Origin of the sequence: Tropicibacter naphthalenivorans (assembly GCF_900176475.1) — a bacterium.
Classification (GTDB): Bacteria; Pseudomonadota; Alphaproteobacteria; order Rhodobacterales; family Rhodobacteraceae; genus Tropicibacter; species Tropicibacter naphthalenivorans.
The window spans coordinates 21,152-46,583 of record NZ_FWXX01000003.1; the positions used below are offsets into that span (position 1 = coordinate 21,152).

The 25,432-nt window shown below is 62.3% G+C and carries 27 protein-coding genes; 11 read left to right on the forward strand and 16 right to left on the reverse strand.

The window, feature by feature from the left end:
• Positions 1 to 18: 18 nt before the first annotated feature.
• From B9A11_RS08075 to B9A11_RS08085, 3 genes are read left to right on the forward strand one after another with little or no spacing between them, the layout of a single operon-like run.
• Positions 19 to 1,005, forward strand: a complete 987-nt coding sequence (locus B9A11_RS08075) for a glycosyltransferase family 2 protein (protein ID WP_234988788.1) — start codon at positions 19 to 21, stop codon at positions 1,003 to 1,005.
• Entirely contained in the window at positions 1,002 to 2,702 is a 1,701-nt protein-coding gene (locus B9A11_RS08080) for a DUF5927 domain-containing protein (protein WP_058247897.1), read from the forward strand. Before B9A11_RS08075 ends, B9A11_RS08080 begins: the two co-directional genes overlap by 4 nt.
• Before the next feature lie 8 nt (positions 2,703 to 2,710).
• On the forward strand, positions 2,711 to 4,141 hold the full coding sequence (locus B9A11_RS08085; protein WP_058247898.1) for a sulfotransferase family 2 domain-containing protein: 1,431 nt from the start codon (positions 2,711 to 2,713) through the stop codon (positions 4,139 to 4,141).
• A gap of 71 nt (positions 4,142 to 4,212) precedes the next feature.
• On the opposite strand, the gene B9A11_RS08090 is transcribed toward B9A11_RS08085, so the two are convergent.
• From B9A11_RS08090 to B9A11_RS08115, 6 genes are all read right to left on the reverse strand, one after another.
• Positions 4,213 to 4,677, reverse strand: a complete 465-nt coding sequence (locus B9A11_RS08090) for a PTS sugar transporter subunit IIA (protein WP_058247899.1) — start codon at positions 4,675 to 4,677, stop codon at positions 4,213 to 4,215.
• A gap of 36 nt (positions 4,678 to 4,713) precedes the next feature.
• Positions 4,714 to 5,277 (reverse strand): ribosome hibernation-promoting factor, HPF/YfiA family, encoded by a 564-nt coding sequence (hpf, locus tag B9A11_RS08095; protein ID WP_058247900.1) that lies wholly within the window; start codon positions 5,275 to 5,277, stop codon positions 4,714 to 4,716.
• Between the two features lie 255 nt (positions 5,278 to 5,532).
• Positions 5,533 to 6,291 (reverse strand): LPS export ABC transporter ATP-binding protein, encoded by a 759-nt coding sequence (gene lptB, locus B9A11_RS08100; protein WP_058247901.1) that lies wholly within the window; start codon positions 6,289 to 6,291, stop codon positions 5,533 to 5,535.
• Positions 6,291 to 6,770, reverse strand: a complete 480-nt coding sequence (gene lptA, locus B9A11_RS08105; RefSeq protein ID WP_083499865.1) for a lipopolysaccharide transport periplasmic protein LptA — start codon at positions 6,768 to 6,770, stop codon at positions 6,291 to 6,293. The genes lptB and lptA overlap by 1 nt, the downstream gene beginning before the upstream one ends.
• Positions 6,767 to 7,384 (reverse strand): hypothetical protein, encoded by a 618-nt coding sequence (locus tag B9A11_RS08110; protein WP_058247902.1) that lies wholly within the window; start codon positions 7,382 to 7,384, stop codon positions 6,767 to 6,769. Before B9A11_RS08110 ends, lptA begins: the two co-directional genes overlap by 4 nt.
• A gap of 12 nt (positions 7,385 to 7,396) precedes the next feature.
• On the reverse strand, positions 7,397 to 8,011 hold the full coding sequence (locus tag B9A11_RS08115) for a ribonuclease D (protein ID WP_058247903.1): 615 nt from the start codon (positions 8,009 to 8,011) through the stop codon (positions 7,397 to 7,399).
• Positions 8,012 to 8,973: 962 nt separating this feature from the next.
• Here B9A11_RS08115 and B9A11_RS08120 point away from each other — a divergent pair.
• Positions 8,974 to 9,663 carry a sugar transferase gene (locus B9A11_RS08120; protein WP_058248206.1) on the forward strand — a complete coding sequence of 230 codons (690 nt, stop codon included), beginning with the start codon at positions 8,974 to 8,976 and terminating at the stop codon, positions 9,661 to 9,663.
• 49 nt (positions 9,664 to 9,712) lie between these two features.
• Here B9A11_RS08120 and B9A11_RS08125 read toward each other — a convergent pair whose 3' ends face one another.
• Complete coding sequence (locus B9A11_RS08125) at positions 9,713 to 10,510, reverse strand: HTD2 family dehydratase (protein ID WP_058247904.1); 798 nt, start codon at positions 10,508 to 10,510, stop codon at positions 9,713 to 9,715.
• A 33-nt stretch (positions 10,511 to 10,543) separates the two neighbouring features.
• Between B9A11_RS08125 and B9A11_RS08130 the strand changes: the two genes are divergently transcribed.
• On the forward strand, positions 10,544 to 10,942 hold the full coding sequence (locus B9A11_RS08130; protein ID WP_058247905.1) for a VOC family protein: 399 nt from the start codon (positions 10,544 to 10,546) through the stop codon (positions 10,940 to 10,942).
• A gap of 4 nt (positions 10,943 to 10,946) precedes the next feature.
• On the opposite strand, the gene B9A11_RS08135 is transcribed toward B9A11_RS08130, so the two are convergent.
• From B9A11_RS08135 to B9A11_RS08145, 3 genes are all read right to left on the reverse strand, one after another.
• Positions 10,947 to 11,495 carry an NADPH-dependent FMN reductase gene (locus B9A11_RS08135; protein ID WP_058247906.1) on the reverse strand — a complete coding sequence of 183 codons (549 nt, stop codon included), beginning with the start codon at positions 11,493 to 11,495 and terminating at the stop codon, positions 10,947 to 10,949.
• 100 nt (positions 11,496 to 11,595) lie between these two features.
• Complete coding sequence (locus B9A11_RS08140) at positions 11,596 to 12,264, reverse strand: YiaD family glycine zipper/OmpA-like lipoprotein (protein ID WP_058247907.1); 669 nt, start codon at positions 12,262 to 12,264, stop codon at positions 11,596 to 11,598.
• A 181-nt stretch (positions 12,265 to 12,445) separates the two neighbouring features.
• Positions 12,446 to 13,306, reverse strand: a complete 861-nt coding sequence (locus B9A11_RS08145; RefSeq protein ID WP_058247908.1) for a methylated-DNA--[protein]-cysteine S-methyltransferase — start codon at positions 13,304 to 13,306, stop codon at positions 12,446 to 12,448.
• A gap of 195 nt (positions 13,307 to 13,501) precedes the next feature.
• On the opposite strand from B9A11_RS08145, the gene nth reads away from it, so the two are divergent.
• From nth to B9A11_RS08160, 3 genes are all read left to right on the forward strand, one after another.
• A complete protein-coding gene (gene nth / locus B9A11_RS08150) occupies positions 13,502 to 14,146 on the forward strand; it encodes an endonuclease III (protein WP_058247909.1) in 645 nt (214 codons plus the stop codon).
• Positions 14,143 to 15,138 carry an adenosine kinase gene (locus B9A11_RS08155; protein WP_058247910.1) on the forward strand — a complete coding sequence of 332 codons (996 nt, stop codon included), beginning with the start codon at positions 14,143 to 14,145 and terminating at the stop codon, positions 15,136 to 15,138. The genes nth and B9A11_RS08155 overlap by 4 nt, the downstream gene beginning before the upstream one ends.
• 97 nt (positions 15,139 to 15,235) lie before the next feature.
• Positions 15,236 to 16,402: a S8 family serine peptidase gene (locus B9A11_RS08160; protein WP_058247911.1), complete on the forward strand. Its 1,167-nt coding sequence runs from the start codon at positions 15,236 to 15,238 to the stop codon at positions 16,400 to 16,402.
• A gap of 3 nt (positions 16,403 to 16,405) precedes the next feature.
• Here B9A11_RS08160 and polA read toward each other — a convergent pair whose 3' ends face one another.
• Positions 16,406 to 19,213, reverse strand: a complete 2,808-nt coding sequence (polA, locus tag B9A11_RS08165) for a DNA polymerase I (protein WP_058247912.1) — start codon at positions 19,211 to 19,213, stop codon at positions 16,406 to 16,408.
• A gap of 68 nt (positions 19,214 to 19,281) precedes the next feature.
• Positions 19,282 to 19,461, reverse strand: coding sequence for a zinc-finger domain-containing protein (locus B9A11_RS08170; protein ID WP_058248207.1), 180 nt, complete (start codon positions 19,459 to 19,461; stop codon positions 19,282 to 19,284).
• Between the two features lie 75 nt (positions 19,462 to 19,536).
• Between B9A11_RS08170 and B9A11_RS08175 the strand changes: the two genes are divergently transcribed.
• Positions 19,537 to 20,460 carry an ABC transporter ATP-binding protein gene (locus tag B9A11_RS08175; RefSeq protein ID WP_058247913.1) on the forward strand — a complete coding sequence of 308 codons (924 nt, stop codon included), beginning with the start codon at positions 19,537 to 19,539 and terminating at the stop codon, positions 20,458 to 20,460.
• 3 nt (positions 20,461 to 20,463) lie between these two features.
• Here the strand turns inward: B9A11_RS08175 and B9A11_RS08180 are convergent, their stop codons facing one another.
• Positions 20,464 to 20,835: a histidine triad nucleotide-binding protein gene (locus B9A11_RS08180; RefSeq protein ID WP_058247914.1), complete on the reverse strand. Its 372-nt coding sequence runs from the start codon at positions 20,833 to 20,835 to the stop codon at positions 20,464 to 20,466.
• 56 nt (positions 20,836 to 20,891) lie between these two features.
• Positions 20,892 to 22,469, reverse strand: a complete 1,578-nt coding sequence (locus B9A11_RS08185) for a DUF5928 domain-containing protein (RefSeq protein WP_058247915.1) — start codon at positions 22,467 to 22,469, stop codon at positions 20,892 to 20,894.
• A gap of 142 nt (positions 22,470 to 22,611) precedes the next feature.
• On the opposite strand from B9A11_RS08185, the gene B9A11_RS08190 reads away from it, so the two are divergent.
• Positions 22,612 to 23,430, forward strand: a complete 819-nt coding sequence (locus B9A11_RS08190; protein ID WP_058247916.1) for a sulfotransferase family protein — start codon at positions 22,612 to 22,614, stop codon at positions 23,428 to 23,430.
• On the opposite strand, the gene B9A11_RS08195 is transcribed toward B9A11_RS08190, so the two are convergent.
• Positions 23,427 to 23,654, reverse strand: a complete 228-nt coding sequence (locus tag B9A11_RS08195; RefSeq protein ID WP_058247917.1) for a DUF2798 domain-containing protein — start codon at positions 23,652 to 23,654, stop codon at positions 23,427 to 23,429. The genes B9A11_RS08190 and B9A11_RS08195 overlap by 4 nt on opposite strands.
• Before the next feature lie 230 nt (positions 23,655 to 23,884).
• Between B9A11_RS08195 and B9A11_RS08200 the strand changes: the two genes are divergently transcribed.
• Positions 23,885 to 24,796: a DMT family transporter gene (locus B9A11_RS08200; protein ID WP_234988772.1), complete on the forward strand. Its 912-nt coding sequence runs from the start codon at positions 23,885 to 23,887 to the stop codon at positions 24,794 to 24,796.
• Between the two features lie 3 nt (positions 24,797 to 24,799).
• Here the strand turns inward: B9A11_RS08200 and B9A11_RS08205 are convergent, their stop codons facing one another.
• Complete coding sequence (locus B9A11_RS08205; RefSeq protein ID WP_058247918.1) at positions 24,800 to 25,387, reverse strand: DUF1285 domain-containing protein; 588 nt, start codon at positions 25,385 to 25,387, stop codon at positions 24,800 to 24,802.
• Positions 25,388 to 25,432: the final 45 nt, after the last annotated feature.

Genomic DNA, 25,432 nt, shown 5'->3' on the forward strand with positions numbered 1-25,432 from the left:
GCATGGCAGTCATATAAGCTGCGACTAAGACGCAGACGCTGGCGCATCCGGGCGTTTCGCAAACGCCGTGAACTGCGGCCCGTGGCCAATCGGGCGTCGGATGTGCGCCCCAGCGATCTGCTGGTGTTTTCCACCATGCGCAACGAGGGCGTGCGCCTGCCGTATTTCCTCAAGTATTACCGCGACATGGGCGTGAACCACTTTTTCATGGTGGACAACGACTCCACCGATGGGTCGCTGGATTACCTCGCCCGCCAGCCCGATGTCAGCGTCTGGACCACCCGCGCCAGCTATAAGCGCTCGCGCTTTGGCGTGGATTGGATGAACTGGCTGCTGATGAAATACGGCCATGATCATTGGTGCCTGACCGTCGATCCCGATGAGCTGTTCCTTTATCCGTTCTGCGACACGCGTCCCTTGCGTGCGCTGACCGACTGGCTGGATGCCTCGTCGATCAAATCCTTCAGCGCCATGTTGCTGGACATGTACCCCAAGGGCCGGATGGACCAGCAGCCCTATCAGGCTGGGCAGAACCCGCTGGACATTGCCTCTTGGTTCGATGCGGGCAACTACACGGTGCAGCGCAACCCCGAGATGGGGAACCTCTGGATCCAAGGCGGGCCGCGCGCGCGCGTGTTCTTTGCCGACAAGCCGATGCTGGCCCCGGCGCTCAACAAGGTACCGCTGGTGCGCTGGGATCGGCGCTATGCCTATGTGTCGTCCACGCACAACCTGCTGCCGCGCGGGCTGAACCTTGTTTACGACGAATGGGGCGGTGAAAAGGCCAGCGGCATCCTGCTGCACACGAAATTCCTGTCCACCTTTTCCGAAAAGGCCGAAGAGGAGCTGACCCGCGGCCAGCACTATGGCGCGAGCCGAGAATACATCGCCTATGCCGACGCGGTCAAAGACAACCCGGACCTGTGGTGCAAATGGTCCGAGAAATACATCAACTGGCGCCAGCTTGAGATCCTCGGCCTCATGTCCAAGGGGAACTGGGCGTGACCGTCGGGATCGTGATGCTGGTGCACACGGCGCTGAACCGCGCCGAGCAGGTGGCGCGTCACTGGGCGCGCGGCGGCTGCCCCGTGGTGATCCACGTCGACAAAATGGTGCCCAAGCCGACCTATGACGCCTTTGTCGCCAGCCTCGCCGATGTGCCATCGGTGCTGTTTTCCAAACGCCATCGCTGTGAATGGGGGACATGGGGGCTGGTCGCCGCCTCGCAGGATGCGTCCGAGCTGATGCTGGAGCGGTTCGAAGAGGTGCGGCACGTCTACTTGGCCTCTGGGTCGTGCCTGCCGCTACGCCCGGTGGACGAGCTGGTCGAATACCTCGCGCAGCGCCCGCGCACCGACTTTATCGAAAGCGCGACCACCGCCGATGTGCCTTGGACCGTGGGGGGGCTGGATCAGGAACGGTTCACCCTGCACTTCCCGTTTTCATGGCGCAAACATCGATATCTCTTTGATCGCTTTGTGGAATTGCAGCGGATGGTCGGCTACAAACGGATCATTCCCAACGGTCTCGTGCCGCATATGGGCAGCCAGTGGTGGTGCCTGACGCGCCAGACCCTGTCCGCCATCCTGCAAGACCCCGATCGCCACAAATACGACAGCTATTTCAAGCGGGTGTGGATCCCCGACGAGAGTTATTTCCAGACCCTCGCGCGCCTGTATTCCACCAATATCGAGAGCCGCTCGCTGACCCTGTCCAAGTTCGACTTTCAGGGCAAACCGCACATCTTTTACGATGACCACCTGCAACTGCTGCGGCGGTCCGACTGCTTTATCGCGCGCAAAATCTGGCCGCACGCCGACCGTCTCTATGAGGCGTTTCTGACCGATCCCGACCGCGCCATGTCTCGTCAGGAACCCAACCCCGGCAAGATCGACCGCATTTTCGCCAAGGCCGTCGATCGCCGGACCCGGGGCCGACCCGGCCTGTATATGCAGTCGCGCTTTCCCAACTATGGCTGGGAAAATGGCGTGACGGCGGGGAAATACTCGGTTTTCCAAGGGTTTTCCGAGCTTTTCCACGATTTCGAAACATGGTTAAGCCGCGCTACGGGGGCGCAGGTGCACGGCCACCTTTATGGCCCCAAGCGGGCCGAGTTCGCCGGCGGTCAGACCGTCATCAATGGCGCCCTGTCCGATAACGCTAAATTGCGCGATGCCAATCCAAAAGCGTTCCTGACCAACCTTTTGTGGAACACGCGCGGCGAACGCCAATGCTTTCAATACGGGCCGCACGACAACCCCAAGATCAACTGGCACATGTCCCGTGACCCCAACGCGCAAATCAGCGTGATTTCAGGTGCTTGGGCTGTGCCTTTGTTTCAGTCCAACGCCAACTTCGCCGACCTTCGGGCCGAGGCGGCGGCGCTGCAAAAGATCGAGAGCCGAATGCTGGACGAGCTGCGCAGCCCCGACGTCAAGGCCCGCGTACGCATCTGGACCATGGCCGAGTTCATCGAAAGCCCGATGGAGCCCTTGCAGGTCATCATCGACGAGATCGGGCAAAAGTCCCTGCGCCGACTGGCCGAAGCGCCGCGCATGGAAAACCTCACAGGATTTGGCCAATTCTTGCAAAATTTGAAGAACCAGGGGATGCACCCCTACCTGATGGGCGATTTCCCGGTTGACCCCGCCCCCAGAAACGCGCGTTCCTCAAAGCGCAAACCGTATTTGATCAAGAAATAAGGCCTTCTATGTCCGACCGTTTCGACTGTTTTGTCGTGTTCGCCGAAATGCGCACCGGGTCCAATTTTCTCGAGGCCAATTTGAACACATTCGACGGCATCACCTGCCACGGCGAGGCGTTTAACCCGCATTTCATCGGCTACCCCAAGTCGGACGACATCCTGGGCATCACGCAGGACGAACGCGACCGCGACCCGCTGCGTCTGCTATCGCAAATCCGCAAGGCGACCCCCGGCGGGATCGGCGGCTTTCGCTACTTTCACAACCACGATCCGCGGGTGCTGGACGCGCTGCTGCTCGACCCCAAGGTCGCCAAGATCGTGCTGACCCGCAACCCCGCCGAAAGCTACGTCAGTTGGAAGATCGCCCGCGCCACCAACCAGTGGAAACTGACCAACGTCAAACGCCGCAAAGAGGCCCAAGCGCACTTCGACGCCCCCGAATTCGAAGAGCACGTGGCCGAGCTTCAGGCCTTTCAGATCACCTTGATGAACGCCCTGCAAAAGACCGCGCAGACCGCGTTTTACGTCGATTACGAAGACCTTCAGGACGTTGAGATCATGAACGGTCTGGCACAGTGGCTGGGCGCGCATTCGCGGCTGGACAGCCTGAACACCGCGCTCAAGGTCCAGAACCCAGAGCCGCTGTCCGACAAGGTATCGAACTTTGACGAAATGCAAAAATCCTTGGCGCGGATGGACCGGTTCAACCTGTCTCGTACCCCGAATTTCGAGCCGCGCCGCGGGCCGGTGGTGCCGTCCTACGTCGCCGCTGCTGAGACGCCGCTTCTGTATATGCCGGTGCGATCCGGGCCGGAGACCGCCGTACAAAACTGGCTTTGCGCGCTGGACGGCGTCGACTGGGGCGGGCTGACCCGCGATTTCAGCCAAGGCACCCTGCGCGCGTGGAAACGTGACCGCCCTGGCCATCGCAGCTTTACCGTGATCCGTCACCCTTTGGCGCGCGCACATGAGGCGTTTTGCTCAAAAATCCTGACGACCAAGCAGGGGAGCTTCAAGGGCATTCGCAAGACCCTGCGCCGCGCCCACAACCTGCCCATCCCCGAAGGCGAACCCGGCAGCGATTACGACGTGACCGCCCACCGCGAGGCGTTTACGGCCTTTCTGGCGTGGGTCAAGGCGAACCTGTCCGGCCAAACCGCCGTGCGCGTCGATGGCCACTGGGCGACGCAGGCGCAATGTATCGAAGGGCTGGCAAGCTATACCCTGCCGGACATGATCGTGCGCGAGGATGAAATGGCATCGTACCTGCCGGCCTTGGCGATGCAGGTCGGCCACGCCGCGCCGCCCGACCCGCAAGCCGTGGCGACGAATGCGCCGTTCTCGCTGGCGGAAATCTACGACGACCAGATCGAAAGTCTCGCGCGCGAAGCCTACGCCCGCGACTACATCATGTTCGGCTTCGATAACTGGGGCTGACCCTAAGACACGCGCGCGCAAAAGTTTTCAAAAAACTTTTGCAAATTCCTTTCACAAGGAATTTGGCCGCCTCAGGCGGCCTTCACCGCCTCGGACTCGGTCAGGATCGTAAACAGCGTTTGCGGGTCCGGGTTCGCGCGCAGCTTGGCGCATAGCGTTTCCTGACGCAGCGTGCGCGACACCAGGGCCAGCGCCTTAAGGTGCTCGACCCCCGCTTCTTCGGGGGCAAACAGCGAAAACACCAGATCAACCGGCTGGCGATCCACCGCTTCGAAATCAATCGGACGTTCCAGCAGGATAAACGCGCCGACCACATCGGTCAGCCCCGCCACACGGGCGTGCGGCAAGGCGACACCGTGGCCGACACCCGTCGGCCCCAGCGTTTCGCGTTCCATCAGCGCTTCGACGGTGACTTGCGCGGACAGGCCGTACGCGCTCTCGGCCAAATCAGAGACATCGTGCATCAGGCGTTTTTTGCTGGTGACAGCGGAAACGACTTTCACGGCCTCAGGTTTGAGGAGATCAACGAACTTCATGTACGACCTGCCTAGCTTGGCGCTGCGTCTATGCTTTTACGGATCGATCCAGCCAATGTTGCCGTCGTCCCGCCGATACACGACGTTCACGCCATCCTTTTTCTCGTTGCGGAACACCAGCACCGGGGCGCCAGCCAGTTCCATCTGCATCACCGCTTCACCGACCGACAGAGAGGGGATCTTGGTTTCCATCTCGGCCACGATCATCGGCTGCAGCGTTTCGGGTTCATCTTCGTGCGAATCCCCTTCGCCGGCGAGGATATACGAGGAGCCCATCAAATGTTCAACGGGTTCCGCGCGATCCTTGTGGTGATCCTTGAGGCGGCGCTTGTAGCGGCGCAGCTGTTTGTCCATCTTTTCGACGCAAGCATCGAAGGCTGCGTAGATTTCTGTGGCATGGGCCTTGGCCGCCGCGTTCAGGCCACTGGACAGGTGAACAACCGTTTCACACACATATTCGTGCGCATCCTTGGAAAAGATCACCGTCCCGTCGGTGGGACGCTGCGAGTATTTTTGCAAGACGTTACCCAGCTCGTCCCGGACGTGCGTCTGCAGGGCTTCGCCGATATCGATATGCTTTCCCGTGATCTGATAGCGCATATTGTATCCTTTTTATTATAAAACCGGACCGCCCGCCGGGGACGTTGCCCCGGCGCCTCAGGCGATCGCGATCTAGGGAAGACCCCCGGCCATCCGGTCTGTCGAAACCCGCCCCCGAAAACGGGAGGGACTGTCGATCAGAAAGGAACAAGCACAAGGAGCCATACCCCTATTGAGCGACCAAGCGCCGCCGGTGTCAATCGAAACTGACAGCAAATTTATCTTGTTCAGTGGATAAACTGTCTCGACCCGGCCTTAACCGATCCGAAAGCTATCGCCCAAATAGACCCGCCGGACGTTCTCATTGCGCACCACTTCTTCGGGTGTGCCGGACATCAACACGTGGCCGTCATGCAGGATATAGGCGCGGTCCACGATCTCTAGGGTTTCGCGCACGTTGTGGTCGGTGATCAGCACACCGATGCCGCGCGTCTTGAGATCCGCGACCAAGTGGCGAATGTCGCCAACGCTGATCGGGTCCACCCCGGCAAAGGGTTCATCCAGCAGCAGGTACTTGGGATCGGCGGCCAGACAGCGCGCGATTTCCACCCGGCGACGTTCCCCGCCGGACAGGGCCAGCGCGGGCGCGCGGCGCAGGTGTTCGATGGAAAACTCGCCCAAGAGCTCTTCAAGCCGCTCGCGGCGACGGTGCGGGTCTTTCTCGGCGATGTCCAACACGGCAGAGATATTGTCTTCGACCGACAGCCCGCGAAAGATCGACATCTCTTGCGGCAGATAGCCGATCCCCAGCCGCGCGCGGCGGTACATCGGCAGATAGGTCGCATCACGCCCGTCGATCAAGACTTGCCCCGCGTCGGGGTTCACCAATCCCGCAATGGCGTAAAAGGACGTGGTCTTGCCCGACCCGTTCGGCCCCAGCAAGGCCACCACCTCGCCGCGGTCCAGCGTCATGGTCACGTCCCGGATGACCACCCGCTTGCGATAGCTTTTGCGCAGGTGCGAGACCCGCAGGCCGGACTGGCCCTCTGTAACCGTCAGCGCTGGTTGCGCCATCACTCGTCTCCAGTTTGCAACACCGTCTTGACCCGGCCCGACATCTGCGCCGTTCCGGTTTCAAGGTTCACCACCATGCGCCCCGAGGTCAGCGCGTTGTCGCCTTGGGTCAGCAACACATTGCCGGTCATGACGACCTCGCCGCCCTCGATATTGTAATCGGCGCGGTCGGCCTCGGCCGCCTCGGAGCCGCTGACAAGGGTCACGCCGCCCGTCGCCTCCAGCCGTTCGATCCGCCCCGCGCCCCCGGCATAGACGACCAGCACGCGCGGCGCAGCAAGGCGCATCTGCCCCTGGGCGATCACCACGTTGCCGGTGTACAGCGCCGTGCCATCCGACTGGTTCACCGACAAGGCGTCGGCGGTCACCTCGACGGGCGCGCGCGTATCCTGCTGCATAGAACCAAAGGCGACCTGCGCCTGAGCGAGGGCAAAGGACGGCACGGCCAGCGCGGCCAGGGTAACGAGCAGACGGATCATGGGGCAGCTTTCTCTTGTCTTGGGGGCTGATATAGCAGCTTTACCCCTTCGGTGAACAGCATTTGCACATCGGTGCCATCCTCGGTCGGCACAATGCGCAGTTTCCCGGCCTCCAGCGTACCGGCGGGGCCGCTTCCCTGCACCGGGCCAAGCGTCTCGACCTCGATCCGGTCGAGGCCCGACAAAAGGCTATCGGTGGTCACCACATAGCCGGTCGAGCTTTGGATTCGCACGCCGCCGTCCAGCTGCGTCTGCTGGGTCACGTCGCGCACCGTCGCCGCCGCGGCGTCCAGTTGCAGATCCCCACCAGAGTTCAGCCGCATATGCGCGCTGAGATCATCGGCAAAGATCAGCCCCTCCCCGTCCGCCCGCGCCACCCGCGCCGACATGGTCAGCACATCGCCGCGCGGCGTGGTCCCGGCATAATAGGGCGCGCTGATCTGTTGATTGGCGGTCTCGCCCCCGACCAGCGTATCGGCAAAGGGCACGTCCATCCCCGGCTTGGCCCCGCGCGACAGCAGGAACATGGTCGACAACAGCGCCAGCGCCGCCATGGGCAGCAGGATCTTGAGCCAAGCGATAAACCGCGAATAAGACCCCAGTGGCCGCCCCATCCCTATCCCCGATCACATATGCGCAAAAATGTCGGTGTCCGGCCAGCCTTCGAGGTCCAGCAAGGCCCGCGTCGGCAGGAAGTCGAAACACGATTGGGCCAGCGCCGTGCGGCCTTCGCGCTCCAGCATGACGTTCAGCTTGTCGCGCAGCTTGTGCAGGTGCAGCACGTCGGACGCGGCATAAGCAATCTGCGGGTCGGTCAGCTCTTCCGCGCCCCAGTCGCTGGATTGCTGCTGCTTGGAAATGTCCACGCCCAGCAGTTCCTGCGTCAGGTTCCGCAAGCCGTGCCGGTCCGTATAGGTGCGCACCATGCGGCTGGCGATCTTGGTGCAATAGACCGGGGCGGCCAGCGCGCCGAACGTCTTGTACATCGCGGCGATGTCGAACCGCCCGTAGTGAAACAGCTTGAGCACATCCTCGTCGGTCAGCAGCCGTTCGAGATTGGGGGCAGAGCTCTGCCCCTTGGCGATCTGCACCAGATGCGCGTCGCCATCCCCGGCGGACAGCTGCACCACGCACAACCGGTCGCGACCGGGGATCAGGCCCATCGTTTCACAGTCGATGGCCACCATCGGGCCAAGGTCCAGATCGTCGGGCAGATCGCCTTTATGCAGATGGTTGGTCACGGGGCCGCCTCTTGGTCATGCGCATCAAAGTGTTAGCGACATAGCCGCCCCAAAGGTTGCTTTCAACTGCACCGAATGGGACAGCCTTGCCACATTCTGTCGGCCCAGCCGGGAAATGTGGTGCCTTTTGGGCAAATTCAGGCAGATTCGCGGCGCTCAAAGGGTTTGATTCGGGCACCGCGGTCACGCGATTGCAGGGATTGTAATATTTCGTGAGGTGCACACTTCCCCTCAAGATTGTCGCGGCGCAGCATTTGCAAAGCGCTTAAAATGTCACCACGCCCGCCCCGCACAGAACTGTTTCGTTCGGCGGATGACGCGAGAAACGCCCAGACCAGCGCGGAATCGCTGCGGCTCACTGTTTCCCACCTTGGACAATGACAGGCACAGCAAAGGGCGATTCCCCATAAAACTAGGCGAGATTCCTGCCTGAATCCGAAAAACCCCGACAACTGTTTCGAAACCGAAAACAATAAAGCCGAAAACCTACAGCCAATTGGCCTGCATCAAGGCAACAATGCCTCAACCAGCTGTGGGTTAACAAAGCCTTGGAATTCCCCTTGTCCGACGGGGCAAGAAAACCCATTTTTAGATGGAAATCAGAGGCCTGCCGCGGCCAGAGAAAGGTTAAAATGCCACGGTGCGCTAAGACGTTAATCAACCTAAAGTTGCCATGCTACGTCTCAGTTGACGTAACACAAGAGCAGCGGCATAACTGAATATGTCGAGCGTTTAGGACAAATTCTTGTCTTAATTCGTTTTCAAACGGCACTTGGGGTTGGTGCTTCCACATTGGGAGTTGAACGGTAAAACAGCGATCAATGGATCGAGGTATGGTACAAAAACGGGGCCTGGGGGCCCGCGTCCGAACCCGCCAAGGCGGTGACGGGCACCATGCCAAGACTGATGATCAAAAAGATACCGTTTGCTGCTTCCGTCAACGCATGGCTCGGGAGGTCATCTTGACACTGCATATTCGCCAGCCGCTGCCGACGGCAAAATTCGAGGCTCTGATAGACGAGGCCATCCACGTGGACCGTCGTCCCGCCTACTACCGCGATGTGTTCAAACGGGTGCTCGACGTGACCCTCGTGCTGATCGCCTTTCTGCCGGTTTTGATGATCACGCTGGTGTTTGCCGCGCTGGTCGCGCTGGACGGCAAGTCGCCACTGTACCGCCAGGAACGCGTGGGCCGCAACGGGCGCACCTTCTATATGTGGAAGCTGCGCTCGATGGTGCCGAACGCTGATCGCCTGCTCGAAGCCTATCTGGCGGACAACCCCGCCGCGCGCGCCGAGTGGGACCGCGATCAAAAGCTGCGCCACGACCCGCGCATCACCAAGATCGGCCACCTGATCCGCAAATCCTCGATCGACGAGCTGCCGCAGCTGTGGAACGTGCTGCGCGGGGATATGTCCTTGGTTGGCCCGCGTCCGATGATGCCCTGCCAGCAAGAGATTTACCCCGGCACCGCCTATTACGCGCTGCGCCCCGGCATCACCGGGTTCTGGCAGACCTCGGTGCGCAACGAATCCAGCTTTGCCCAGCGGGCCGAGTTCGATAGCGCCTATCTGCGCAAGCTGTCCTTTAAAACGGACGTTCTGACCCTATTTAAGACCGTACGCGTCGTGATACGGGGCACCGGCTACTAAATTCCGACCGATGCGTACCAGCCCCGCCTGCCCGGCGGGGCTTTTTCGTTCAGGCGACGGTGGCCTGCATACATTGCCGCCCGTCCGGCCCGCGCACCCACATATCGCCGCCGTTGCGGCAAAACTGCGCGCTTTCAAAGTGCATGAGCGGCGCAGTGGCGCGAAAGGCAAAGCGCTGCACCGGGGCGGCATCCTGCGCCATCAGCATCAAGAGCTGCGCCAGCAAAGGCCCGTGGACCACAAGCCCCTGATAACCTTCGACGTCCTTGGCATAATCCAGATCGTAATGGATGCGGTGCCCGTTGAAGGTCAGCGCCGAGTAGCGGAACAGCAAGGTGCTATCAAAGCTGACGTCCTGCACTTGGGTCGCGTCATCGCGAGCGCTTGGCGGCGTGGGGCGGGGTGCGCTGGGATCAGGGTCTTCGCGGTAGACCAAGTCCTGCGTTTCGCTGACGCACAGCGCGCCATCCTGCCAGATCTCGTGCCGCAACGTGACAAAGCCCAAAGGCCCGGTGCGCCCGTCCTTGCGAGCCGTCTTTTCCACCCGCGTCACCTTTTCCGCCTGACGCCCGGCGCGCAGGGGCGCGAGGAACTCCAAAGCGCCGCCCGCCCACATGCGCCGGGGCAGCCCCATATCGGGGATCAACCCACCCACACGCGGATGCCCGTCCCGACCCAGCTGCGCAGGCGGCTGCGCGTCCCAAAAGTAGATCTGGTGGAAAAACGGCGGCAAGGCATCGCCCGCCCCGATCTGATCCGCGCGCCCCAGCGCAACCACCAAGGCCTGCGCGCGGGCTGGGTCCATCACATCGGTTTGACGCTGGTCTGTCTGGGCTGCATCCTGCATGGGCCGTCCTCCTTGTTTGCCGGAGTTATCTCAATGAAGCCGCCCGCCGTCCAGTCGCTTGACCACCTTGTGCTGACCGTCACCGATCTGGACACGACCTGCCGATTCTATACGGCTTTGGGGATGGAGGTGACGCAGTTCACCCCTGCCGATGGCACCACCCGCTCAGCGCTAAGCTTTGGCACGCAAAAGATCAACCTGCACGTCGCTGGGGCCGAATTCGAGCCCAAGGCGAGGCAAGCGACCCCCGGCTCGGGCGACCTGTGCTTTTTGTCCGAGACGCCTTTGGCGGTGTGGCAAGAGCACCTGACCACCCAAGGCATCGCGATAGAGATCGGCCCCATCGCCCGCACCGGGGCCACGGGGCGGATTGTCTCGCTCTATGTCCGTGACCCGGATGGCAACCTGATCGAGATCGCCAACCGCGCTTAGACGCTTAGGCCCGCAGCTTGATGACCTCATGCAGGTTCGCCATCAACCCCTGCACCAGCTCAATGCCGAATTCGTTGGTCAGACGGCCCTCGTCGTCCCACTGACCAGAGGTCTGGGCGATAAAGACTTCGGGTCCGGGGATCACATGCGGCTGGAACGGGTTCAGACACAGCCGCAGCATGTTCTGCGCCCGCTCGCCGCCCGCACGGCCCGCAGAAGCGCTCATGATCGCGACGGGCTTGTCCTTCCACGGGTTGCCTTCGACGCGCGACACCCAGTCCAGCGCGTTCTTGAGTCCACCGGGGATACCCTTGTTGTACTCGGGCGTGGAAATCAGCACCGCATCGGCGGCGGCGATCTGATCGGCGAGGGTCTGGACCTCGGAGGGGATGCCGTGCTCGGCCTGGTAATCCTCGTCGAACGCGGCAAAGCGCGTATTCGCCTCGGTATAGTCGGCCGGGCCGAAATGGCGCACGGCCTCGGCCAGCAGCAGTTTGTTGGTCGACGCGGCGCGCAGCGAGCCGCTGATGCCCAGAAGTTTCAAGGTACTCATATCGTTCACCTATCGTGTTGTTCGTTGCCCTATAGGTGTCACGAAAAAACGCCGCGGCAAGCCGCGACGTTCTCATAGGTGCTGTGCGTGGATGCGCAGATTAGGCGTTGGGCAGGATCACGATCTGCACGCGGCGGTTCTGGGCCTTGCCTTCGGGGGTCAGGTTGCTGGCGACCGGCTGGTCCTCGCCGCGCCCGATGGCTTGCAAGCGGTAGCCCGGCACGCCTTCGCCCGCCAGCACGTTGACCACGGCCTGCGCGCGGCGCTGCGACAGGTTCAGGTTGTAGGCTGCGTCACCATCCGAGTCGGTGTGCCCGATGACCTGCGCAGTGGTGTCGGGATAGGCCAGAAGGCTTTGCGCCACGTCGCGCAGATCACCCACGAGGCCCGGGCGCAGCTCGGCGCTGTCGGTGGCGAACAGGATGTCCTGCGGCATGGTCACGATCAGGCGGTCACCGGTGTTGGCGATGTCGACGTTGTTGCCCAACTGCTGGCGCAGCTCGGCCTCTTGCTTGTCCAACTGGTTGCCGATGGCAGCGCCCGCAGCGGCCCCGACCAGTGCGCCGGCAACGGTGGCGCGGTTGCGTTCACCCTTGTCGCCACCGCCCAGAAGGCGGCCCGCAACGGCGCCCATGGCAGCCCCGGCCAGAGCGCCGGTCTTGGCCTGCGCGTTGGGGTCATTCTCGTTGAAAATCGGCCCGGTGGTGCAGGCGCTGAGGCTCAGCGCGGTCACAAGGGCAAGGGCGATGGGTTTGGTGGCTCGAATCATGAGGGTCTCTTTCAGCTCGATGTTGCGGCCCGTTTCGGGCTTGGCGTTATGTCTAGCGATAATCTAGAGCGCGCACCAAGGCCCGTCACGGGGAAAATCGGCGGGCTTCCGCGCATGGGTGGGCGGCCGCGACCAGTTGATAAGGGTTTATAAACACTTAGGCTTTGGCCCGCGCGGATTGTTATCCGATAGCAACCTCGTCATCACCCGCCTCCAGCCGCGCTGCCTCGTAGGCCAGCAACTGGCGTTTGACCGGCAAGCCCCAGTGATAGCCCCCCAGCCCCCCCGACTTGCGCAAAGCCCGATGGCAAGGAATCAGGTAGCTGATGGGGTTGCGCCCCACGGCGGTGCCAACGGCGCGCACGGCCTTAGGCGCGCCGACACACTGCGCAATCTCGGAGTAGGTGCTCACATGGCCCGAAGGGATCTGCATCAACGCCTCCCACACCTTGATCTGAAAGGGCGCGCCGATCAGGTACAAGGGCACGTCCCCGCCCTGCTGACCAAAGGCCGCCCCCACCCAGTCGCGTAACGCCTCTGGGTTCTCCACGTACTTCGCCTTGGGCCAGCGCCCGCACAGATCCTCCATCGCGCGCTCGTCGGTGGTATCTGCGGAAAAACCGATCCCACAAATCCCGCGATCCGTCCCCATGACCAAGGCCGGACCAAAGGGACTATCGAACCATCCAAAGTGGATCACCAACCCCTCACCCTGACGCGCAAACTCTCCCGGCGACATGGCCTCCCACCGCAGGAACAGATCATGCAACCGCCCGCTGCCCGACAAACCCGTGGCCAAGGCCGTGTCCAAGGTCGTGAACCGCTCGGACAACAGCGCCTTGGCGTGTCCAAGCGTCAGATACTGCTGGAACCGCTTGGGCGACACCCCGGCCCAGGCCGAGAACACCCGCTGGAAATGCGCCGCAGACAACCCAACCTCATCCGCCACCTGATCCAAGCGCGCCGCCGGCCCCAGCCGATCCACCGCCTCAATCGCCCGAGCCATGACTTGGTAGTGATAGCCGTCCGCTTGCGCACTCATGCCGTTTCTCCTCTTTTCAAATATCCTATCCCGCCCCCACGGCCGCACGCGACCCGGATTTTGCGCAATCCCCCTCCCCTCGCGCGCCCAAAAGTCTTCCAAGACTTTTGCAAATTCCTTCAAAGGAATTTGGCCGCCCGCCTGCGGCCTTTGTTGCGCTTGCACAGTGAGGGCGAGGCGGGCATAGCTTGAGCCATGGCAAAACAGCTCAATTACCACACCCTCCGCGAGATCTTTACGCGCTTTCAGGACTCGGAACCTGAACCCAAGGGCGAACTCAACCACGTCAACGCCTACACCCTCGTCGTCGCCGTCGCCCTTTCTGCGCAGGCCACCGACGCGGGCGTCAACAAGGCCACCGAAAAGCTCTTTCAGATCGCCGACACGCCGGAAAAGATGCTGGCCTTGGGCGAAGAGGGCGTGATCGAGCATATCAAGACCATTGGCCTCTATCGCAACAAGGCCAAGAACGTCATCAAGCTGTCCCGCATCCTCGTGGATCAGTACGGCTCGCAGGTTCCCTGCTCCCGCGCCGCCTTGGAATCCCTCCCCGGTGTGGGGCGCAAGACCGCCAACGTTGTGCTCAACATGTGGTGGCACTACCCCGCGCAGGCCGTGGACACCCATATCTTTCGCGTCGGCAACCGCAGCGGCATCTGCCCCGGCAAGGACGTCGTCGCCGTCGAACGTGCGATCGAGGATCACATCCCGGTCGATTTCCAGCAACACGCGCATCACTGGCTGATCCTGCATGGCCGCTACATCTGCGTTGCGCGCAAACCCAAATGTAAGGCGTGTATCATCGCCGATCTTTGCCAGTTCGAGGAGAAAACCGAATGAGCCAGAAGAAGTACCAAGTCGTCGGCATCGGCAACGCCGTGGTGGACGTGATCGCCCGCTGCGAAGACGCTTTCCTGACCGAGAACGGCATCGAAAAGGGCATCATGCAGCTGATCGAACAGGATCGCGGCGAAGCCCTGTACCACGCCATGGGCAACCGCGTGCAGACGCCCGGCGGCTCGGTCGCCAACACCATCGCCGGGGCGGGCAATCTTGGGCTGCGCAGCGCCTTTATTGGCCGGGTCTCGGATGACGATCTGGGCAAGTTCTACGCCGAGGCCATGACCAATGACGGCATTGATTTCGTCAACGCGCCCGTCTCGGGCGGCGAGCTGCCGACCTCGCGCTGCATGGTCTTTGTCTCGCCCGACGGCGAGCGTTCGATGAACACCTACCTTGGCATTTCGGCGGAACTCGGCCCCGAGGACGTCGCCGAAGACGTGGCGGGCAACACCGATGTGATCTTTCTCGAAGGGTATCTCTTCGACAAGGACAAGGGCAAGGACGCCTTCCTGCGCGCCGCCCGCACCTGCCGCGCTGCCGGAGGCAAGGCCGGGATCGCGATCTCTGACCCCTTCTGCGTGGAACGCCACCGCGAAGACTTCCTGCGGCTGATCGCCAACGAGATGGATTTCGTGATCGGCAACGAGGATGAGATCAAGTCGCTCTACCAGAACAACGATCTCGACAAGGATCTGGCTGCCGTGGCCGCTGTCTGCCCGCTGGTGGTCTGCACCCGCTCGGGTGATGGCGTGTCCATCGTCAAGGATGGCGTGCGTACCGACGTGCCGGTCGAGAAAGTCGTCCCGGTGGATGCCACTGGCGCGGGCGATCAGTTCGCCGCGGGCTTTATCTATGGCCTCGTGACCGGCGCGGACATGGAAACCGCGGGCCGCATGGGCAGCACCTCTGCGGGCGAAGTCATCAGCCACATCGGCCCCCGCCCCGAGCGGAACCTGGCCGAACTCTTCAAGGAAAAGGGTTTGATCTAACACCCTTTTTCACGGGAGATTAACGCAATCCCCCTTCCCAAAATCCTCCTCCGAACAGTAGCGTTAACTAATTAAGTTATTGTTCGGAGCACTTTTCATGCAGCGTCTGATCGTTCTGCGCGACAGGGCGGGCAATTGGGAACGCCCCTCGGTCACGCTGCAAGCCATTGCCGCGCCCAAATGGCCCGGCGCTCCGGCGGACCCGTGGATCGAGGTGGTCGATTATGACCCCGGCACGATGGCCGACCTGACCTCTGACCCGACTTTGCTCTTTGCGACCCCGCTGATCCGCACCCGCCTGATCGGACCCGAACCGCTGGACGACCTGTCGCTAAACGGCAGCGCGCCTGATTGGGGCGTGCGCCAAGTCGGCGCGATGGACAGCGGCTTTACCGGGGCTGGCGCGCGGGTTGCGCTGTTGGACACCGGGATCGACACAGCCCACCCGGCTTTCGAGGGCGTCAGCCTGACCACGCGGGACTTTGTTGGCACCGGAATCGAGGACGCAAACGGCCATGGGACGCACCTTGCCGGGACGATCCTTGGCCGGGACGTGGACGGCACGCGCATCGGGGTGGCCCCCGGCACGCCTCGGCTGATCGTCGCCAAAGCGCTGACCGACGGGGGGCAGGGCACATCGGACGCGTTTCTGGACGCGCTGATCTGGGCGGCGCAAACGGGGGCCGAGATCATCGGCTTTGCCGCAAAGTTCGACGTGCTGGCCGAGACCGCCGCCTTGATCGCGGGCGGCCTGCCCGAGAGTTTGGCCCATGGCGTGGCAATGACCGCCTATCGCGGCAACCTGCGGATGGTGGAAACGATCCTGCTGATGCTGGGCCAGCCGCCGCTGGTGCTGGCCGCCGTGGGCAACGACTGTTTGCGCACGTTTTCCGAGCGTGAAATCGCTGGCCCCTCGGCCCCGGCGGCGGCGCGCGGGGTCTTGGCGGTGGGGGCGCTGACCATGGGCGAGGACGGGTTGAAACCGACTCCCTTTTCCAACGCCGGGCCCGCCTTGGCCGCGCCGGGGGCGGCGATCACCTCGGCCTGCGCGGGGGGCGGCCTGCGCGCGCTGAATGGTACGTCGATGGCGATGGCGCACGCGGTGGGCGTGGCGGCGCTGTGGTCCGAAGCCTTGCGACGTCAGGACCGTCCCGTCACCGCCCAGCAACTGGCCGCAAGCCTTGTGAGCCACGCCACGCTGAGCGGCATGGACCCGCGCGCAACGCCCTTTGACCATGGCAAGGGGCTGGTCCAGGCGCCCTAGAGCCTAGTGCGCCTCGGCCCAGTTCGCGCCTTTGCCCGCGTCGACGACCAGCGGCACGTCCAGCTGCACCACGGGCAGTGCCGCGCCTTCCATGACCTCCTTGGCCACGGCGATCAGGTCGTCGGCGGCGTCCTCTTGGACCTCGAAGATCAGTTCGTCGTGCACCTGAAGCAGCATCTTGGCGGGCAGATCGGCAATCGCGTTCGGCATCTGCACCATGGCGCGCCGGATGATATCCGCCGCCGTGCCTTGGATCGGCGCGTTGATCGCGGCGCGCTGTGCAAAGCCCGCGCGCGGGCCTTTCGCCGCGATCTCCGGCGTGTGGATCAGACGGCCAAACAGCGTCTCGACGCGTTTGTGTTCCTTGGCAAAGGCCTTGGTGTCGTCCATGTACTGCTTGATGCCGGGGAAGCGTTCGAAATAGCGGTCGATAAAGCCCTGCGCTTCGGCGCGTGGAATGCGCAGGTTGCGCGCAAGACCAAAGCCCGAAATCCCGTAGATCACGCCAAAGTTGATCGCCTTGGCCTGACGGCGAATGTCCGAAGTCATCTCTTCCATCGGGACATTGAACATTTCCGACGCGGTCATGGCGTGAATGTCCTGCCCGTCGCGGAAGGCTTGTTTGAGCGCGTCGATCCCTGCCATATGCGCCAGAATGCGCAATTCGATCTGCGAATAGTCGAGCGAGACCAAGACCTTGCCCTCTTCGGCGACAAAGGCTTCGCGGATGCGCCGCCCTTCTTCGGAGCGGACGGGAATGTTTTGCAGGTTCGGATCGGCAGAGGCCAGACGCCCGGTGTTCGCCCCCGATTGCAGGTAAGAGGTATGCACCCGGCCCGTGTCGGCGTTGATGTGTTCCTGCAACGCATCCGTGTAGGTCGACTTCAGCTTGGACAGCTGCCTCCAATCCAGCACTCGGGCGGGCAGGTCGTGCTCGGTGGCCAAATCCTCAAGGATGTCCGCGCCAGTGGCATAGGCCCCGGTCTTGCCCTTTTTGCCGCCCTCAAGCCCCATCTTGTCAAAGAGGATTTCGCCCAGCTGCTTGGGGCTGCCGACGTTAAAGGATTCCCCGGCCAGCTCGTGAATCTCTTCCTCCAGCTGGGCCATTTTCTGGGCAAAAGCCCCGGACATGCGCGACAGGGTCTGACGGTCAACCTTGATCCCGTGGCGTTCCATCTGCGCCAACACCGGCACCAGCGGGCGTTCCAGCGTTTCATACACACGGGTGACCTGCGTGCGATGCAATTGCGGTTTAAAGGTCATCCACAGGCGCAGGGTGATGTCCGCATCCTCGGCGGCGTATTTGACGGCGTCCTCGATGGGCACCAGATCAAAGGTGATCTGCTTTTTGCCGGTGCCGAGCAGATCCTTGATCGGGATCGGCGTGTGCGACAGGTAGCGTTCGGACAGCGCGTCCATGCCGTGGCCGTGCAGGCCAGCGTTCATCGCGTAGGACATCAGCATCGTGTCGTCGATGGGGGCGACGTCGACGCCGTAGCGGGCAAAGACCTTGGCGTCGAACTTCATGTTCTGGCCGATTTTCAGCACCGCGGGGTCCTCTAGCAGCGGGCGAAGGGTATCCAGCGCCTCACTCATCGGCATCTGACCGGGCGCAAGGCTGTTGTCCGCAAAGAGGTCGTCCCCCGCGTTCGCCTTATGCGCCAGCGGGATGTAACACGCCTCGCCCGGCTGGACGGACAGGCTGATCCCCACCAGATCGCAAGTCATATCGTTGACGCCCGTCGTTTCCGTATCGACGGCCACCCAGCCGGTCTCGCGCGCGCGGGCGACCCATGCCTCAAGCGCCGCCAAGTCGCTGACGTGTTCGTATTTCTCGGGGTCGATGGCGGGCCATTCGGGCGCGTCCGCCGGAGGGTTCGCGCCCTCGGGCGTGGTGTCGGGGATCGCGGGGGCCTCGACGTTCAGCTTGTCCGCCAGACGCTTGGTCAGGGTGCGGAATTCCATCCGGGTGAGGAACTCCATCAGCGTGTCGGGGTCCGGCTCGCGCACCTCGAGATCGTCCAGCGTAAAGTCCAGCTCCATGTCGCAATCCAGCTGCACCAGCTTTTTCGACAGCTCGATCTGCTCGCGCTTTTCGATCAGGGTCTGGCGGCGCTTGGGCTGTTTGATTTCCTCGGCGCGGTCCAACAGCTCTTCGAGCGAGCCGTATTCGTTGATCAGCAGGGCGGCCGTCTTGATCCCGATGCCCGGCGCGCCCGGCACGTTATCAACGGAATCCCCGGCCAAAGCCTGCACGTCCACCACACGCTCCGGCCCGACGCCGAATTTCTCAAAGACGCCGTCACGGTCGATCAGCTTGTTCTTCATCGGGTCGAGCATTTCGACCCCGTCGCCCACCAGCTGCATCAAGTCCTTGTCGGACGACAGGATCGTCACCCGCCCGCCCGCGTCACGCGCCTGATGCGCCAGCGTGGCCATAATGTCGTCGGCCTCAAAGCCCTCTTGTTCCTTGCAGGCGATGTTGAAGGCCACCGTCGCCTCGCGGGTCAGCGGGATCTGCGGGCGCATGTCCTCTGGCATGGCGTCGCGGTTGGCCTTGTACTGGTCGTACAGATCGTTGCGGAAGGTGTGGCTGCCCTTGTCGAAAATCACCGCCACATGGGTCGGCGCGTCGGGGCCGGTGTTGCCGTCAATATAGCGTTGCAGCATGTTGCAAAAGCCCGACACCGCCCCGATCGGCAGCCCGTCCGACTTGCGCGTCAGCGGCGGCAGCGCGTGAAACGCCCGAAAGATAAAGGCCGAGCCGTCGATCAGATGCAGATGGCATCCCTTGCCGAAATTCGTGCTCATCGTCGCTCTCCCGCAGTCCTGTGTCGCGGTGCAGGTTTGCCACGGATTGCCCGGTTAGGCCAGCGGCCTTAGGCTTTGCTTTCGAAATCCGTGTGGACGTATTTCGCATCGCAATAGGGGCATTCGACAAAACCCGTTTCATGCGGGATTTGCAGCCAGACGCGCGGGTGACCCAAAGCGCCTTCGCCGCCGTCGCAGGCGATCCGGTACGAGGTGACGATCTTGGTCTCGGGGGCTTCGATGGTCATGGAAAACATTCCCTTTCCGCAGCAGGCATCCTATGTGCCTTATGAGGCAACGCGCGCGAGGGGGCAAGAGAGACCATGACACAAGACGCCATCCGCATCGAAGGACTGCGTAAAACCTACGAAGGCGGTAAAGAAGCCTTAAAGGGCGTGGACCTGACGGTGCCGGCCGGGTCGATCTTTGGCCTTTTGGGGCCGAACGGCGCGGGCAAGTCGACGATGATCAACATCCTCGCGGGTTTGGTCGTCAAAACGGCGGGCAAAGTGGACATCTGGGGCTGGGATCAGGACGCCAACCCCCGGCAAAGCCGCGCCGCCATTGGTGTGATGCCGCAAGAGCTGAACCTCGATCCGTTCTTTACGCCGCATGGCGCGTTGGAGGTGCAGGCGGGGCTGTACGGCGTGCCGAAAGCGCAGCGGCGCTCCGATGAGATCCTCGAAATGGTCGGGCTGACCGACAAGCGCGACGCCTATGCGCGGACCCTGTCGGGGGGGATGCGGCGGCGTCTGCTGCTGGCCAAAGCCCTTGTGCACAGCCCGCAGGTCTTGGTCCTGGATGAACCCACGGCGGGGGTAGACATCGAGCTGCGACAGATGCTGTGGCGCAACGTGCGGCGGCTGAACGAGGAACGCGGGATGACGATCATCCTGACGACTCACTACCTCGAAGAGGCCGAAGAGATGTGCGACGAGATCGCCATCATCAACCACGGCGAGCTGGTGGCGCGCGATTCGACGCAGAACCTGCTGGGGCAAGTCACCGCCAAGACCATGGTGATCACGCCGGAAAGCGCCCCTGATACGCTGCCCTCAGCGCCGGGAATCACCGTCGAGGCGCGCAAGGACGGCACGCTGGCCTTTTCCTACAACGCTGCCGATACGCAGGCCGAACAGGTGCTGTCGCTGGCGCATCAGGCGGGCATCCGCATCCGCGACGTGCGCACCGAGCAAGCCGACCTGCAAGAGGTCTTCCTCTCGCTGACCAGCTCGCTCGGGGCCTAAAGGTCAATTCGCGGGGGCCAGCATCCGCCCAAGGTTGCGACCCGCAAGGATATGCACGTGCAGGTGCGGCACCTCTTGGACGCCGTTCTTGCCCGCATTGGCGATCAGGCGGAAGCCGTCGGCCTCGACCCCCTCGGCCTTGCAGACCTCACCCACGGCGCGAATGTAGTCGACGATCTCGGCATCGGACGCCTCTTGCGCGAAGTGGTCAAAGCACACGTACGGCCCCTTGGGGATCACCAGCACATGGGTCGGCGCCTGCGGGTTGATGTCGCGAAAGGCCAGCGCGTGCTCGGTTTCCAGCACGGTATTGTTGGGAATCTCGCCGCGCAGGATTTTGGCAAAGATGTTCTGATCGTCGTAGGTATAAGCCATGTCAGCCTCTTGGAACGCTTGGATTTGCCCTGTTGTCGCGCAGTTTGCCGCGCGCCTCAATCGGCAAAGAGGTGGTCAAGCTGCACGATTTCCTGCGCCTGCGATTCCGGAACCGTCAGGAAGGAGGCCACGGCCTTGGCGTTGACCTCGGGCGAGTCGATCTCGCGCATCCGGGTGTGGTTGTCGAAATGCGCGTCGCGGATGCGGTCGCTTTCGTGGACCATGTCGTTGCGCACCGTCGGCAGCAGGCGCATCAACGTCTCATACGGCGTCCGATCCCCGGCCAGACCGACGCGCATGGCATGGCCGATCAGGTACTCGTCCGAGAACTGGCATTCAATTTCCAAAAGACGGGTCAGCGAGCGGTCGCGGCCAAAGTCTTCGAGCAGGTCGAGGTTGCCGGGGTCAATGCAGACCACCAGCCGGTCGGTGTCGTAGTAATCGAACAGCATCCGCACCAGCGCGCGGCGGTGGCGGTGCCGCTTGCCCATGGTCGACTGGATGCCGCCCAGATCGGGCAGAGGGCAGCTTTCCTCGTTGAACAGGTATTCGATGCAGGGAATGTTCGTCATCTGCTGCATCCGGTCGAGCAAACGCTTGGCCACGTGCCATTTCTTGCAGACGATGATCAGCAGCTCGCGCTCGCGCCCCAGAGAGCTTTCCTTTTCCCAGAACCGCGCCGCGAAACGTCGGCCAATCCGGCCCTTGTTGGACAGGAATTTATACAGGGAACGCCCCTCGTTCGAGATCTGGAACTTGGCCCCGTCAGAGGCATAGAGCACGCCCAAGCGGCGGCGCAGCTCTGTCGCCTCTGGGCTGATTTTCCGAGCAAACAAAAAGTCTTGGGACAGCAGCAGGTCGTAGTGATCGTTGTAGAACGTCACCGGCATCCCGTAGTCCGAGAACATCAAAAAGGTCAGCGTGCGGCATTCAATCTCATGCTCGGGCACAAGGTGGCGCACCAGCGTCTGAAAGAACGTCTCATCGGGAATCCACGTGGTCGCAAAGAACCGCATCACGTCCTTGCGCTGCTTGATAAAGTCCAAAATCCACTCGACCGTGCGCCGCCGCAGACACCACCACTGCGAGCCGATCATGATTTCCAGATCGGCGGGGATCTCACGCGTCAGCCCCAGCCGCTTTTGCAGCTCGAACATCGCGTAGAACCGGCGCTTCTGCGTGCGTTCGTTGAACCAGTGCCTATAAATCAGGCGCTCTTCCTTCCAGCCGGTCTTGATCCAGTCGGATTGGAAGTAATCAAAGCTTTCGACGTAGTCGCAGTCGCGCCGGTCGAGGAACTCATGCGCGTATTCGGCGGATTTGATCGCCATGCAGTCGCCCGACAACATGTAGAAATGCGTCGCCCGCGGGAAGGATTCGACCGCCGACTGCACCGCGTAGATCGTCGCCTCGACCAGGGACCATTCCCCCCAGCCGCATTTGATCCGCTTGTGGGCAAAGCAAACGTTGGGGTTGTCGGCCAGACCTTCGCGGATCTTGCGGTAATGTTCCGGCTTGGCGCGCGCATCAAAGTGGATCGAAATGTAATCCCCCACAGCCGTCAGGCTCTGCGCCTGCTTGATGATGGCGTCAGGGTCTTTGTGACACAGCAGTATGAAGGCGATTTTTGCCATTCAGGAAACCATAATCCCCAATTTTTCCCGATTGTTTACGGTACTAAGGCTAAACACGCGTTGAATAAACCTGCTTTCTTTGGTTTTTTGTAACAGGTAAAGCACCAAAAAGAACAAGAGCAGGTATCCGGAGGCGACAGGCATGGGCTTTCCAGGCACATGGATGACCGAGAGTGAAAGCATGGTGTATCGGGTGGTGCCGAAATGCGCCTGCTCGACCATCGGTCAGATCATGTATTACTCAGACCACGGCGAATTCTTCGACGGCGACATCCACGATGCAACCGAAGGGCTGCACAAATGGGCGCGCGAGGAAAGCCAGGCGGCGATCAAAGCGAACGTGAAAACGCGGACCTCCTATGCGTATACTTGCGTCAGGAACCCCTATACGCGAATCCTTTCGTCTTTCTTTGACAAGATTTGCGGCATTCAGCGCAACGGGCGGCGGTATCGCGGCAACCTTGTGCCGCTCTTGATCCAGAAATACGGGATCGAGGTCGGCGGCGACGACGGCAAGCAAGAGTTTGACCAGATCAAATCCTTCCGCCGGTTCTTGTTGTTCACCCGCGACACCATCCGCTGGCGCCGCCCGATGGAGCCGGACATTCACTGGTCGGCCATGTCGGGGCATGTGTCCACCTTCATCGTGAACGGTGGCCGCTATAACAAGATTTTCTGGACGGAACAGTTCAACGACGGGATGCAGCAGGTGCTGGACGCGGTGGAAACCCCGCATAAGGTCGATCTGGCGAAGATCCCGCGTTTCAACGAATCCGAAGGCCACGGGCCCAAGCGCGCCCACCCGGTCGAGGATTACTTTGACGACATGGCGATGCACCTGATGAAGGAAATCTATCACCGGGATTTCGCGCTGTTCAAATACGACTACGACAACCCCGCGAACAAGATGCCGATTGGCGAGATTGACCTCGACGAGGTGCACGCCAAGCTGGGCGACTAACCTTTGCGCGTGTGCCGCTCGACCAGGCGGCGCACGTTCGGGGCCACGACCAACACCGTCGGAAAGGCGATCAGCCACGACGAGGCCCAGGCGCTCATCCACAGGCCGAACAGCCCTTCGATCAGCCCCACGGCGCGCAGCGTGGCGACGCCCGACACCACCAGCGACATCAAGCCGGACAGCAACAGCCCGAACACGATCGGGGCAAGGCGCGGTGGGATCATCGGGGCTCTCCTTGTTGGCTGGCCTTCGGTTTAGGGCCGCCCCACCGTAGGCGCAAGTTGCGCAATCCTTGACCACCCGCTCAAAAAATTTCTCCGCACTTGTCCGATAGCGACACCCTGTCGCTATAAGGCAAGAGCGCCCCCCCGAACCTGTGCCAACTCCCCCCATGGGCGTGAGGGGCACACCCGGCCTTAGCTATTGTCATTATTGGAAAAAACGGAGGTGACGTATGGAACGTTCGCCCAATCCGATGCTGCCAAGTGCTGCGGGTCGCAGGGCTGCCCTGTCCGGCAACGCTTTGGCTGTTGCGTCGATGCTTACGTGGGCTGCCGGCTTCCCGGCGGCGGAACTCTTGCTAGAGGACTGGCCCGCAACCTCACTCATTGCCGCGCGGCTGGGCTGCGCCGTTGCGATGCTGCTGCCGCTGTGGCTGTTGGTTGACGGGCCGCGCGCGGTGCTGGGCGCGCGCTGGGGGCGTGGGCTGCTGGTCGGCGGCGTGGCCTTTGGGCTGGGCACCTGGCTGTTGCTGGTGGCGCAGGACATGACCGACGCTGTGACCGTGGCGATCATCCTGTCCGCAAGCCCCATCGCCGCCGTATTGATCGAGATGCTCTGGGACGGGCGCCGCCTGACACGCGGCTTTGCCATCGGCATCGTGGCGACAGTGCTGGGCGGCGCGCTGGCCACGGGCGGCGGCGGCGTGGCGCTTGGGGCAGGGGCCTTGGTCGCCATCGCGGCTTGCTTCCTGTTCAGCTGGGGCAGCTTTGCCGCCGTGCGCGACTTTCCCACGCTCAGCCCCATTGGCCGCACGACGCTGACCCTCGCCGGGGGGTTCGCCGCAACCGCTGTCATCACGCTGCTGTCGGATGCCGCCGGGCTGCCCGTGCGCCCGACGACGCAGATCACCGCCACGCACATCGGCCTCTTGGCGATTTACGGCATCGCGGGCATGGCCCTGAGCCAAGTGATGTTCATCGCCTCCATCGGGCGGCTGGGCGTTGCCGTGGCGTCCTTTCACGTCAACATCGTGACGTTCTACGTGATGCTGATCATGCTAGCGCTTGGCGGCACGTGGGATTGGCAGGCGGCGCTTGGCGCGGGGATCGTGGCCGTCGGCGTGATCCTCGCGCAGCGCAGCTAGGGCTTACTCGGGCAACTCGTCCGAGGGGATCACCGGAAAGAACTCTCCCGAGGACCACAGCCCGAACCACCCGTCGTGATGCGCGCCCAAATCCACAAGGCGGTAGAACGACTTGCGGTCAATCAACGCCTCAAGGTTGGCGCGGATCAGCACGTAGGGCGACGGCTCGCCAGTCTCGGGGTCACGCACCACTCGAATCGGATGCTCGGGGCCAGCCGTGGCCACGTCGCCCACATGGGTCGTAAAGCTCAGCATCTGCGCCGCGCCTTCGCCCGAGGCGTCGAAATCGGTCGCCACAAAGGGCGCGTCATCGACGGTGATTCCCACCTTTTCCACCGGCGTCACGAGAAAGTATTTGTCGCCATCTTTACGCAAAATCGACGAAAACAGCCGCACCAACCCTTCGCGCCCAATCGGCGTGCCCAGGTAAAACCACGTCCCGTCCCGCGCGATGCGCATGTCCAGATCGCCGCAGAACGGCGGGTTCCACTTGTGCACAGGTGGCAGTCCTTTGCCCGTTTTACCAGCGGCAGCGCGCGCCGAGGCGGCAATGCCTTCGGCAGAGGGGCTCACTTTATTTTGTTCGACCATAGTTCTTTTGCCATTTCGATTCCGCACGATACACTCCACCCTAAC